The following is a 12,182-nucleotide window of genomic DNA, read 5'->3' on the forward strand; positions in this document are numbered from 1 at the left end:
CGGTTCCGCTCCATTCTGGCGGATGTCAGGAGCGAGTTCACCGCTGACGGATGACAACGGGAGGATGTCCGTGCGGCGGCCGGGGGCGGTGTTCAGCCCACGAGCAGGACGATCTTGCCCCGGGTGCGGCCCTCGGCGTTCAGCGCCTGGGCGGAGGCGGCCTGGGCGAGCGGGAAGGTGGAGGCGACGGTCACGGTCAGCCGGCCCTCGTCGGCGAGCGCGGCCAGCTCGGCCAGTCCGGCGGCGTCCGGGCGGGCCCAGACGTACCGGCCGCCGCGGGCCCTGACGCCGTAGTCGGCCACCGAGGCGATCCGCGCCGGGTCGGCGACCAGTCCGGCCGAGACCTCTACGGCGTCGCCGCCGACCAGGTCCAGGGCGGCGTCCACGCCTTCCGGGGCCAGCGCCCGGACCCGGTCGGCCAGCCCCTCGCCGTACCGGACCGGCTCGGCGCCGAGCTCCCGCAGATAGGCGTGGTCGCGCTCGTCGGCGGTGCCGATCACCCGGGCCCCGAGGGCGCGGGCGATCTGGACCGCCAGGTGGCCGACCCCGCCGGAGGCGGCGTGCACCAGGACGGTGTCGCCGGGACCCGCGCCCACCGCCCGCAGCGACTGGAGGGCGGTCAGCCCGGCCAGCGGCAGTCCGCCGGCCTGCGCCCAGTCCAGCGAGGCCGGCTTGCGGGCCAGGGTGCGGACCGGGGCGGCCACCAGTTCGGCGTAGGTGCCGTGCTCGACCGTGTCCTTGCGCACGCAGCCGTAGACCTCGTCGCCGGGGGCGAACTCGGTGACGCCGCCGCCGACGGCCCGGACCACGCCCGCCGCGTCCCAGCCCATCACCAGCGGGAAGTGGGCGTCGAACAGACCGTCCAGCCGCCCGTCCCGCACTTTCCCGTCGACCGGGTTCACCCCGGCCGCCCTGACCTGCACCAGCACCGAGTCCGGACCGACCTTGGGGTCGGGCAGGTCGGTGTACTCGACCACCTCGGGGCCGCCGTAGCGGTGGATCGCGATTGCCTTCATGCCACCAGCGAAACCCGGCCGGTCCCGGATCCGGTTCCGGCCACGCCGGTGGGGTCCGGGAAGGCTCCGAACCGGCGAGCGGTTCTCGTCACATCGACAGGATGGCCATCGTCACTCTGACGCTAACCGGTTATCATAGATTGCGTCAGTTAGACGAAAAGGCTGCACCGCTTGATCGGCCGCACAGAAGGGCACTCGCCCGTGACCACCACCATCACCGAGACCTACGGCGTCGACCCCACCCCGACGCCGCTCGCTCTGCTGCTGCTCGGCCGCCAGGCCGACCCGAACAGCGAGCGCGGCGTCGAGTGCCCCGGCGACCTTCCACCGGCCTCCGACCCGAACCTCGTCGAGCGCGCCCGCGCGGCCAAGGCCGCGCTCGGCGACCGCGTCTTCATCCTGGGCCACCACTACCAGCGGGACGAGGTGATCGAGTTCGCCGACGTCACCGGTGACTCCTTCAAGCTCGCCCGGGACGCGGCCGCCCGCCCGGAGGCCGAGTACATCGTCTTCTGCGGTGTGCACTTCATGGCCGAGTCGGCCGACATCCTCACCGGCGACGCCCAGCAGGTCGTCCTGCCGGACCTCGCCGCGGGCTGTTCGATGGCCGACATGGCCACCGCCGAGCAGGTCGCCGAGTGCTGGGACGTCCTGACCGACGCCGGGATAGCCGATGTGACCGTCCCGGTCTCGTACATGAACTCCTCCGCCGACATCAAGGCGTTCACCGGCCGCCACGGCGGCACCATCTGCACCTCCTCCAACGCCCGGCGGGCCCTGGAGTGGGCGTACGAGCAGGGCCAGAAGGTCCTGTTCCTGCCCGACCAGCACCTGGGCCGCAACACCGCGGTGCGGGACATGGGCTTCTCGCTGGACGACTGCGTGCTCTACAACCCGCACAAGCCGAACGGCGGCCTGACCGTCGAGCAGCTGCGGGACGCGAAGATCATCCTGTGGCGCGGCCACTGCTCGGTGCACGGCCGGTTCACCCTGGATTCCGTGAACGACGTGCGCGAGCGGGTCCCCGGCGTCAACGTCCTGGTGCACCCGGAGTGCCGGCACGAGGTCGTCGCCGCCGCCGACCAGGTCGGCTCGACCGAGTACATCATCAAGGCGCTGGACGCCGCCGAGCCCGGCTCGAAGTGGGCCATCGGCACCGAGCTCAACCTCGTCCGCCGCCTCGCCAAGGCGCACCCGGACAAGGAGGTCGTCTTCCTCGACCGCGCGGTCTGCTTCTGCTCGACCATGAACCGGATCGACCTCCCGCACCTGGTGTGGGCGCTGGAGTCGCTGGTCGAGGGCCGGGTGCCGAACGTGATCAAGGTCGACCCGGAGACCGAGAAGTACGCCAAGGCGGCGCTGGACCGGATGCTGGCCCTGCCGTAACGATTCGCCGTCGCCGGCCCGCCGCACCGGCGGCCGGCGCACGCGCGGGCACCGACAAGGGCGGGCCCCCTCCGCACGGAGGGGGCCCGCCCCGGTGTCTGGCGCGAGACGGCGGCTACTCGGGAATGCCCGGAATGAGGCCGTCGCCCTCCGTCCGCAGCATCTCGCGGACGTCCTCGATGGTGGCCTCCGGGTCCGGCAGGATCAGGTCGGACGGTTCCAGCGAATCGTCCGGAAGCGGAGTGCCGAACTCCCTCACGGCGCCGAGCAGCTCGACGAGCGCCCGGCGGAACTGTTCCTCGTCCCCCGACTCGAGTGCGGTGAGAAGCTCGTCGTCGAGCTCGTTGAGCCGGTTCAGATGGGTCTCGCCCACCTGGAACTGCCCCTCACCCATGACCCTCATGATCATGCCGTGCGTCTCCCTGTTCCTGGGGATGTTCCCGGAGGTGCTCCGGGGTGGAGCTCAGGTCGGTTGCGGCTCGCCTACTTGTTGTAGTTGATCCGCGGGTTGTCCTGCTGCTGCGGCGCGGCGTCCTGCTGGCGGCCCTGCTCGATCGCCTGCGGGGCGGCCGGGGAGCCCCCGGTCAGCTCGGCCTTCATCCGGGCCAGCTCCAGCTCGACGTCGGAACCGCCGGCCACCCGCTCCAGCTCGGCCTCGATGTCGTCCTTGCGGCCGAGACCGCTGGCGTCGTCGAGCGCGCCGGAGGCCAGCAGCTCGTCGATCGCACCGGCCCGGGCCTGCATCTGCGCGGTCTTGTCCTCGGCCCGCTGGATCGCCAGACCGACGTCGCCCATCTCCTCCGAGATGCCGGAGAAGGACTCGGCGATCCGGGTCTGCGCCTGGGCCGCGGTGTAGGTGGCCTTGATGGTCTCCTTCTTGGTGCGGAAGGCGTCGACCTTGGCCTGCAGCCGCTGGGAGGCGAGGGTGAGCTTCTCCTCCTCGGCCTGGAGCTGCTGGTACTGCACCTCCAGGTCGTTGATCTGGGTCTGCATGCTCGCCTTGCGGGTGAGGGCCTCGCGGGCGAGGTCCTCCCGGCCGAGCGAGAGCGCCTTGCGGCCCTGGTCCTCGTACTTCGCCGACTGCTGCTGCAGCTGGTTCAGCTGGAGCTCCAGACGCTTGCGCGAGGTGGCCACGTCCGCGACGCCACGACGCACCTTCTGCAGCAGTTCGAGCTGCTTCTGGTACGAATAATCGAGCGTCTCACGCGGATCCTCCGCCCGGTCCAAAGCCTTGTTCGCCTTGGAGCGGAAGATCAGCCCCATACGCTTCATGATTCCGTCGCTCATGGGCCTCGGGTGCCCCCTTCTCCGGCCTGCGGTCTCAGTCTCTTACCAGACACGACGAGTGTATGTGCAGCGAGCCCGTCGCCGCAGTGCACCTGCCTGCAACAAGCCTGCTACAGGTCGGTGCCGGGATTCCTCATCCGCGGGGTGGATACCGCCCTCATTCCACCCGCCGGTCAGCGGAGAGATCCCCTACGGGACTCCCAGGACTCCCGGTCCGGGGGCATCGCGGCCGGTCCGGGACGCGATCGATACCCGTTCGGTTCCCGGGTGGCCGGAAGAAGGCCCGCCGCACCCCGTAGGCTGGTGGTGTGTTCCGACGCCGTTCAGATGAAGCCGCCGCCTCCGCCACCGTGCTGGAGAAGCAGGACGGCAAGACGCAGACCCGCGACCCGCAGGCGAAGAAGGGGCGGCCCACGCCCAAGCGCAGCGAGGCCGAGACCAACCGCCGGACCAGGGTCACCGTGCCCAAGGACCGCAAGGAGGCATCCCGCCAGGCCCGCGAGCGGATGCGCTCCGAGCGCGAGAAGCAGCGCCAGGCGCTGATGGACGGCGACGAGCGGCACCTGCCGGCCCGCGACAAGGGCCCGGTGCGGAAGTTCACCCGCGACTACGTGGACGCCCGCTGGTCGATGGCCGAGTTCTTCCTGCCCGCCGCCGTGCTGATCCTGGTGCTCAGCATCGTCAAGGTGCCGGCCCTCCAGAAGCTCTCCACGCTGCTGTTCCTGCTCTTCTTCCTCCTGGTGATCCTGGACTTCGTCCGGCTCGGCTTCGGCCTGCGCAAGCAGCTCGCCGAACGCTTCGCCGGGCAGAACACCCGCGGCGCGGTCGCGTACGGCCTGATGCGCATCCTGCAGATGCGCCGGCTGCGACTGCCCAAGCCGCAGGTGCGGCGCGGGGAGAAGCCCTGACCGCCGAACCGGTGGACTCCGGCTGGGCCCCTCCCCTGTGGGACGGGCCCGGCCTGTACGCGCTCCCCGGCCAGGGGGGCGGCGGCCACGACCGGCTCGCCCAGGACCGCGACGGGTACGACCGGCACGGCCACGAGCGTCGGCTGCCCTCGCGCAGCGGCTCCTTCGCCGGCGGCACCGGCCCCGCGCCGGGGCGCTCCGGCACCCTGCGCAACCTCGTCCGGCAGGAGATGGTCGCCCGGCAGCTCGCCGAGCAGCTCACCGGGCGCGACGCCCAGCGCGTCCTCGACATCGGCTGCGGCCAGGGCACCCAGGCCCTGCGGCTGGCCCGGGCCGGCCACTACGTCACCGGCATCGACTCCGACCCGACCGCGCTCGGCACCGCCCAGGAGACGCTGGCCGGGGAACCCGACGCGGTCCGGGAGCGGATCCAGCTGCTGATCGGCGACGGGCACCAGTGCGGGCGCTGGTTCGGGGCCCGCAGCTTCGACGTGGTGCTCTGCCACGGCGTGCTGATGTACCTGCCGGACCCCGATCCGATGATCGCCTCGCTGGCCCGGCTGCTCGCCCCGGGCGGGCTGCTCTCGCTGGTGGTCCGCAACCGTGACGCGCTCGCCCTGCGGCCCGCCGCCGCCGGCGACTGGCGGGCGGCCCTGGAGTCCTTCGAGAGCGACCGGTACTACAACCGCCTCGGTCTGGCGGCCCGCGCCGACCGGATCGGCGACCTCGCCGTCACCCTCTCCGAGGTGTCCGTGCCGCTGCGGCACTGGTACGGCGTCCGGGTCCTCACCGAGACCACCCCCGACGACGCCCCGCCCGTCGACGGCCGACAGCTCGCCCAGCTGCTGGAGGCCGAGGAGCGGGCCGGCCGCACCGACCCGTACCGGCAGGTCGCGGCGCTGCTGCACGTCGTCGGGATGAAGTAGCCCCCCAGGGGGAACGGCCGCCCGCGCACCGCGAGCGGCCCCCCGGCCGGGCCGGATCAGCCCTCGTGCAGGCTCATCGTGTAGATCTCGCGGTCGTCGTCCAGCAGGACCGCGCGGTCCACGCCGTCCTCGGCCAGCTGCTTCCAGTTCTCCCCGATCCAGCTCTCCGCGTCCCCCTGGCCGGCGAACTCCTCCGCCTGCCCGCTGCCGGGGGCCACCACGCTGCCGTCCGCCTTCTCGTACCGCCACGTCCAGACCATGCCCGGCTCCTCCCGCCGACGACCAGCGATGCGCTGCGCACCCTGGACCCTCTCGTTCGGATCATGCCAGGCGCGACCCGGAACGAGAGGACCTGCCCTCAGGTTGCCCGGCCGGATCTTCGGTATGCGCCGTGCGCGAGGATGGCCGCATGACACTCGACGCCCCGCTCCCCCGCACCCTGCTCCTCGGCGGCGCGCGGTCAGGCAAGTCGACCCGGGCCGAACAGCTGCTGGCCCGGTACGACGACGTGCTGTACGTGGCCACCGGCGGCACCCGCGACGGCGACACGGAGTGGGCGCAGCGGGTCGCCCTGCACCGGGACCGGCGCCCGGCGAGCTGGCGCACCGCCGAGACCTGCGGGCTGGAGGCCGTCCTGGCCGACACCGCCGATCCGGCGCCGGTGCTGATCGACTGCCTGGCGCTCTGGCTCACCTCGGTGATGGACGAGTGCGGCGCCTGGGACGACGCGGTCTGGGCGGACGGCGGCGAGGCCGAGGTGCAGCGGCGCTGCGCGGCGCTGGCGGCCGCCTGGGCGGGGACCCGGCGGCGGGTGGTGGCGGTCAGCAACGAGGTCGGCATGGGCGTCGTCCCGGCCACCCCGGCCGGCCGCCGGTTCCGCGACACCCTGGGCCGGCTCAACATGGCGGTCGCCGACGCCTCCGAGCGTGTGCTGCTGGTGGTGGCGGGGCAGGTTCTCACCGTCAAGCCCGCCGTCGGCTGAAGACCCGCGGCGTGTAGCCTTCCGGACGATGGACACGACCGTGGATCTCGATACGTTCTCCTCGCTCGTCGAGCGCCCCGACGAGAGCGCCCGGCGCGCCGCCGAGGAGCGTTGGCAGGAGCTGGACCGGCCGCTCGGCGGCCTCGGCAAGCTGGAGGAGCTGGGCGCCTGGCTGTCCTCCGTGCAGGGGCGCTCCCCCCTGCGGCCGCTGGCGGCGCCCAAGGTGGTGCTGTTCGCCGCCGATCACGGGGTGGCCCGGGTCGGGGTCTCCCGGCTGCCCGCCGAGGGCGGCACCGCCGCCCGGGTGCGGGCCGTGCTCGACGGCACCGCGCCGGTCGCGCTGCTCGCCCGGCGCTTCGGCGCCCAGGTGCGGGTGGTGGACGTCGCGGTCGACGCCGAGGCCGCGGACTTCCCCGACGAGGTGACGACGCACCGGGTGCGGCGCGGCTCCGGGCGGATCGACGTCGAGGACGCGCTGAGCCCCGAGGAGACCGCGAAGGCGTTCCGGGCCGGGATGGCCGTCGCCGACGAGGAGGCGGACGCCGGGACCGACCTGGTGGTGCTGGGCGACCTCGGGGTCGGCTCGACCACGGTGGCGGCGGTGCTGGTCGGCGCGCTCTGCGGGACGGACGCGGCGGCGGTCACCGGGCGCGGCTCGGGCGTCGACGACCGGGTGTGGATGGTCAAGTGCGCGACCGTGCGCGACTCGCTGCGGCGGGCCCGGCCGGTGCTGGGCGACCAGCTGGCCCTGCTCGGGACCACCGGCGGCGCCGACTTCGCGGCGGTCACCGGCTTCCTGCTGCAGGCCGCGGTGCGGAAGCTGCCGGTGGTGCTGGACGGAGTCGTCTCGGCGGCCTGCGCGCTGGTCGCGCAGCGGATCGCGTTCCGGGCGCCGGAGTGGTGGCGGGCCGGGCAGACCAGCGGCGAGCCGGCCCAGGCGAAGGCGTACGACCGGCTGACCCTGACGCCGCTGCAGGAGCAGGGGATCACCATGGGCGAGGGGGTCGGCGCGCTGATGGCGCTGCCGCTGCTCCAGGCCGCGGCGGACGCGCTGGCCGACCAGCTGCCGACGGCGTACGTGCCGCCGGCGCCCAAGGAACCGGCGCGGCTGCCGACGGCGGCGGAGCTGCTGGGGAAGCTGTAACACGTACGTCAGGCAGGGCCGGGGCCCGGGATCCGTCACGACCGACGGGTTCCGGGCCCTCGGCACGCGCGGTGCCCGGCCGGGTACCGGAGGGATGGGTGGTCGACGGTGCGGGACGGGCTGCGGGACGGGATCCGGGACGGGCTGCGGTTCGCGTTCGGGACCCTGTCGGTACTGCCGGTGCGGGTCGACCGGTGGGACCGGGTGTCCGGGGGGCGGGCGATGGTGGCCGCGCCGCTGGTCGGCGTGGTGCTGGGGGTGCTCGCGGGCGCGACGGGGGCCCTGGTGGCCTGGCGCGCGGGCGGGCCGCTCGCGGCGGTGGCGGCGGTCGGCGTGCTCGCGGCGCTCACCCGGGGGCTCCATCTGGACGGCCTGGCGGACGTCGCGGACGGCCTGGGCAGCGGCAAGCCCGCCGAGGACGCGCTGCGGATCATGAAGCAGTCGGACATCGGCCCGTTCGGCGTGCTCACCCTCGTCCTGGTCCTGCTCGCGCAGGCGGCGGCACTGGCCGGACAGTTCGACCGGTCCCCGCTGCGGGGCGCGCTCGCGGTGCTCGCGGCCGCGGTGGCCGGGCGCTGCGCGCTCGCCTGGGGCTGTCTGCGCACGGTGCCGGCGGCCCGTCCCGGCGGGCTGGGCGCGATGGTGGCGAGCACCGTGACGCCGGGTGCGGCGCTCGCCTCGACGGGAGCCGCGGCGGCCCTGCTCGGACTCGTCGGCCTTCTTGACGGATGGTCAGCCCTCGTGCTTCCGCTGGCAGTTGTGATCGGCACCGGCGCCGCCGGGCCGCTGCTGCGGCGGTGCGTGCGGCGGTTCGGCGGGATCACCGGGGACGTGCTCGGCGCGACGGTGGAGACCGCCGCGACGGGTGCGCTGCTGGCCCTCGCGCTGCTGCACCGATGAGAACCCCAACACCCCGGTGCCGAAAGGCGGTACACCGGGCGGAGCGTGATCCCACCATGCGGACTACCATGCGGGGAGCACCGCAGCCCTGCGCCGTCGCAGGTCCTGCCCGTCCGGCGCCCGTCGCGGCGCCGGGGCCTCTGGTGTGCGCGACCGCCGCGGCGGTGGGCGCGCGCAGCCAGGGGTCCCGGGTCCGACAGCACCGGCCGGTCGGCCCAACCGGCGGTTCCGGGCTGCGCCGGTGCGGCAATCGCGCCGCGACCGGTCGTGGACCGCGAAAGAACAGGACGCATTACGTGACTGCATTGTCTGTGAGCACCTCCGCCGCCGCCTCGCTGCGCGCGGACGCCCTGGTGATCGGCGTGGCGAAGGGCTCCAAGGGCATCGTGCTGGCCCCGGGCGCCGAGGCCGTGGCCGAGGCGTTCGAGGGCAAGCTGGCCGAGGTTCTGGCCACCCTGGGCGCGACCGGCGCCGAGGGCGAGGCCGTGAAGGTGCCCGCCCCGGCCGGCCTGAAGGCCGCGCTCGTGCTCGCGGTCGGCCTCGGCGAGGCCGTCGAGGGCGGGTACGAGCTGGAGGCCCTGCGGCGCGCCGCCGGTGTCGCCGCCCGCACCCTGGCCGGTGGCAAGAAGGTCGCGCTGGCCCTGCCGGCCGAGTCGGCCGAGGAGGTCGAGGCGGTCGCGCTGGGCGCGCTGCTCGGCACCTACGCGTTCGGCGCCTACAAGCAGAACGGCAACGGCGGCAAGGAGCCGGTCGGCGAGCTGCTGGTGCTGTCGAGCCGCAAGGGCAGCAAGGACGCCAAGGCGGCCGTCGAGCGCGCCCTGGCCGTCGGCGAGGAGATGAACCGCGCCCGCGACCTGGTCAACACCGCCCCGAACGACCTGACCCCGAAGTCCTTCGCCGCGATCGCCCAGGCGGCCGGCAAGGAGCACGGCCTCAAGGTCGAGGTGCTGGACGAGAAGGCCCTGCTCAAGGGCGGCTTCGGCGGCCTGCTGGGCGTCGGCAACGGCTCGGCCAACCCGCCGCGGCTGGTGAAGGTGGCGTACACCCACCCGAAGGCGAAGGCCACCCTGGCGTTCGTCGGCAAGGGCATCACCTACGACTCGGGCGGCATCTCGCTGAAGCCGGCCGGCCACAACGAGACCATGAAGTGCGACATGGCCGGTGCCGCCGCGGTGTTCGCCGCCGTCGTCGCCGCCAAGCGCCTCGGCCTCCAGGTCAACGTGACCGCGTGGCTGGCGCTCGCCGAGAACATGCCGTCCGGCACCGCGACCCGCCCGGGCGACGTGCTGCGGATGTACGGCGGCAAGACGGTCGAGGTGCTCAACACCGACGCCGAGGGCCGTCTGGTGCTGGCCGACGCCATCGTGCGGGCCGGCGAGGAGAGCCCGGACGTCATCGTCGACGTGGCGACCCTGACCGGCGCGATGATCCTGGCCCTGGGCAGCCGCACCTTCGGTGTCATGGCCAACAACGACGACCTGCGCGCGGGCCTGCACGCGGCCGCCGGCGAGGTGGGCGAGCCGTCCTGGCCGATGCCGCTGCCCGCCGAGCTGCGCAAGGGCATGACCGAGTCGACCATCGCCGACCTGGCCAACATGGGCGACCGGATGGGCGGCGGCCTGGTGGCCGGCCTGTTCCTGAAGGAGTTCGTGGCCGAGGGCATCGACTGGGCGCACCTGGACATCGCCGGCCCGGCGTTCCACGAGGCCGCGCCGTTCGGCTACACCCCGCGGGGCGGCACCGCCTCGGCGGTGCGCACCCTGGTCCGCTTCGCCGAGCAGAAGGCCGCCGGCGGCAAGGGCTGACGGACGGTACGACCGAAGGACGGGGTCCGGCGCGCACGCGCCGGACCCCGTCCGGCTTCCACCCCGGGTTACCTGCGAGTAGGGGGCCCGGGCGCGCGCCGCACCCGTGTTCGCTGCGGGCGAAACTTTGTTCCACAGTGCGGAACCGTCGGCCGCGAGGGCCCCGAAAACCCCGCTCCAGCCCCCTGTCAACCCCGCCTTGAGCTGCGACGATGCCCCTCCGTCCGGGGTATTCCCACCCCTGCGACCGCCCCTCGGGACACCCCTGGGGCGGACCCGGACATCAGCCGCCGCGAACAAGTGCGAAGATGTATTTCCGGCACGACTGGGCGCCCCACAAGGGCTTCCGACCCACCGGACCGCGACCGGCCCGGCGATCCACATCCCATTGCATGGAGGACGTGACGTGGCGAACGACGCCAGCACCGTTTTCGACGTAGTCATTCTCGGAGGCGGAAGCGGCGGTTACGCCGCGGCGCTCCGCGGCGCCCAGCTGGGCCTGAGCGTCGCCCTGGTCGAGAAGGGTGAGCTCGGCGGCACCTGCCTGCACCGCGGCTGCATCCCGACCAAGGCGCTGCTGCACGCGGCCGAGATCGCCGACGAGACGAAGGAGGCCGCCGAGTTCGGCGTGCTGGCCACCTTCCAGGGCATCGACATCAACGGTGTCCACAAGTACAAGGACGACGTCGTCGCGGGCCTGTACAAGGGCCTCCAGGGCCTGGTGGCGTCCCGCAAGGTGACGTTCGTCCAGGGTGAGGGCAAGCTCTCCTCGCAGACCTCGGTGGACGTCAACGGCCAGCGCATCGAGGGCCGACACATCCTCCTCGCGACCGGTTCGGTGCCGCGCTCGATCCCGGGTCTGGAGATCGACGGCAACCGCGTCATCTCCTCGGACCACGCCCTCAAGCTCGACCGCATCCCGAAGTCGGCCGTCATCCTCGGCGGCGGCGTGATCGGCGTCGAGTTCGCCTCGGTCTGGAAGTCGTTCGGCGTCGACGTCACCATCGTCGAGGCCCTGCCGCACCTGGTCCCGCTGGAGGACGAGAACTCCTCCAAGCTGCTGGAGCGCGCCTTCCGCAAGCGTGGCATCAAGTTCGAGCTCAAGGCCCGCTTCTCCGGCGTCGAGTACACCGAGACCGGTGTGCGCGTCTCCACCGAGAACGGCAAGCAGATCGACGCCGACCTGCTGCTCGTCGCCATCGGCCGCGGCCCGGTCTCGGCCGGTCTCGGCTACGAGGAGAACGGCGTCGCGATGGACCGCGGCTACGTCCTCGTCGACGAGTACATGCGCACCAACGTGCCGACCGTCTCGGCCGTCGGCGACCTGGCCCCGACCCTGCAGCTGGCCCACGTCGGCTTCGCCGAGGGCATCCTCGTCGCCGAGCGCCTGGCCGGCCTCAAGCCGGTGCCGATCGACTACGACGGCGTCCCGCGCGTGACCTACTCCAACCCCGAGGTGGCCTCCGTCGGCATCTCCGAGGCCAAGGCCGTCGAGCTGTACGGCAAGGACAAGGTCGTCACCGTCAAGTACAACCTGGCCGGCAACGGCAAGAGCAAGATCCTGAAGACCGCCGGCGAGATCAAGCTCGTCCAGGTCAAGGACGGCGCCGTGGTCGGCGTCCACATGGTCGGCGCCCGCATGGGCGAGCAGGTCGGAGAGGCCCAGCTGATCTACAACTGGGAGGCTCTCCCGGCCGAGGTCGCGCAGCTCATCCACGCGCACCCGACCCAGTCCGAGGCCCTGGGCGAGGCGCACCTGGCGCTGGCCGGCAAGCCGCTGCACGCGCACGACTGATCGCGCCCCACACCCCCCATCTTCCAGTTCGCA

12 protein-coding genes are annotated in these 12,182 nt (G+C 73.1%); 8 read left to right on the plus strand and 4 right to left on the minus strand.

Annotated elements, in window-relative coordinates; genetic code table 11:
* Positions 1-92: 92 nt before the first annotated feature.
* Positions 93-1,016 (minus strand): NADP-dependent oxidoreductase, encoded by a 924-nt coding sequence (locus tag ACIQ9P_RS02360; RefSeq protein ID WP_402348342.1) that lies wholly within the window; start codon positions 1,014-1,016, stop codon positions 93-95.
* A gap of 201 nt (positions 1,017-1,217) precedes the next feature.
* On the opposite strand from ACIQ9P_RS02360, the gene nadA reads away from it, so the two are divergent.
* Positions 1,218-2,402: a quinolinate synthase NadA gene (nadA, locus tag ACIQ9P_RS02365; RefSeq protein ID WP_402348345.1), complete on the plus strand. Its 1,185-nt coding sequence runs from the start codon at positions 1,218-1,220 to the stop codon at positions 2,400-2,402.
* Between the two features lie 115 nt (positions 2,403-2,517).
* On the opposite strand, the gene ACIQ9P_RS02370 is transcribed toward nadA, so the two are convergent.
* Positions 2,518-2,811, minus strand: coding sequence for a hypothetical protein (locus tag ACIQ9P_RS02370; protein WP_402348348.1), 294 nt, complete (start codon positions 2,809-2,811; stop codon positions 2,518-2,520).
* 74 nt (positions 2,812-2,885) lie between these two features.
* Entirely contained in the window at positions 2,886-3,689 is an 804-nt protein-coding gene (locus ACIQ9P_RS02375; protein WP_402348351.1) for a PspA/IM30 family protein, read from the minus strand.
* 308 nt (positions 3,690-3,997) lie between these two features.
* Between ACIQ9P_RS02375 and ACIQ9P_RS02380 the strand changes: the two genes are divergently transcribed.
* Together ACIQ9P_RS02380 and ACIQ9P_RS02385 are read left to right on the plus strand one after the other, a co-directional pair.
* Positions 3,998-4,597, plus strand: coding sequence for a DUF3043 domain-containing protein (locus ACIQ9P_RS02380; RefSeq protein ID WP_402348354.1), 600 nt, complete (start codon positions 3,998-4,000; stop codon positions 4,595-4,597).
* Positions 4,598-4,827: 230 nt separating this feature from the next.
* Positions 4,828-5,523, plus strand: a complete 696-nt coding sequence (locus ACIQ9P_RS02385) for a class I SAM-dependent methyltransferase (protein WP_402349832.1) — start codon at positions 4,828-4,830, stop codon at positions 5,521-5,523.
* A 56-nt stretch (positions 5,524-5,579) separates the two neighbouring features.
* Here the strand turns inward: ACIQ9P_RS02385 and ACIQ9P_RS02390 are convergent, their stop codons facing one another.
* Complete coding sequence (locus ACIQ9P_RS02390; RefSeq protein ID WP_402348357.1) at positions 5,580-5,783, minus strand: hypothetical protein; 204 nt, start codon at positions 5,781-5,783, stop codon at positions 5,580-5,582.
* A 149-nt stretch (positions 5,784-5,932) separates the two neighbouring features.
* On the opposite strand from ACIQ9P_RS02390, the gene cobU reads away from it, so the two are divergent.
* The 5 genes from cobU to lpdA all read left to right on the plus strand — a co-directional run bounded on the left by cobU (position 5,933) and on the right by lpdA (position 12,149).
* On the plus strand, positions 5,933-6,505 hold the full coding sequence (cobU, locus tag ACIQ9P_RS02395; RefSeq protein WP_402348360.1) for a bifunctional adenosylcobinamide kinase/adenosylcobinamide-phosphate guanylyltransferase: 573 nt from the start codon (positions 5,933-5,935) through the stop codon (positions 6,503-6,505).
* 28 nt (positions 6,506-6,533) lie between these two features.
* On the plus strand, positions 6,534-7,649 hold the full coding sequence (locus tag ACIQ9P_RS02400) for a nicotinate-nucleotide--dimethylbenzimidazole phosphoribosyltransferase (protein ID WP_402348363.1): 1,116 nt from the start codon (positions 6,534-6,536) through the stop codon (positions 7,647-7,649).
* Between the two features lie 108 nt (positions 7,650-7,757).
* The gene (locus ACIQ9P_RS02405; RefSeq protein WP_402348366.1) at positions 7,758-8,549 is read left to right on the plus strand and encodes an adenosylcobinamide-GDP ribazoletransferase; all 792 of its coding nucleotides are present in this window, start codon (positions 7,758-7,760) and stop codon (positions 8,547-8,549) included.
* A 296-nt stretch (positions 8,550-8,845) separates the two neighbouring features.
* Entirely contained in the window at positions 8,846-10,354 is a 1,509-nt protein-coding gene (locus tag ACIQ9P_RS02410) for a leucyl aminopeptidase (protein ID WP_402348369.1), read from the plus strand.
* A gap of 388 nt (positions 10,355-10,742) precedes the next feature.
* Positions 10,743-12,149: a dihydrolipoyl dehydrogenase gene (lpdA, locus tag ACIQ9P_RS02415; RefSeq protein ID WP_402348372.1), complete on the plus strand. Its 1,407-nt coding sequence runs from the start codon at positions 10,743-10,745 to the stop codon at positions 12,147-12,149.
* The last annotated feature ends 33 nt before the right edge of the window (positions 12,150-12,182 follow it).

Source organism: Kitasatospora sp. NPDC094019 (assembly GCF_044764505.1).
Taxonomy (GTDB): domain Bacteria; phylum Actinomycetota; class Actinomycetes; order Streptomycetales; family Streptomycetaceae; genus Kitasatospora.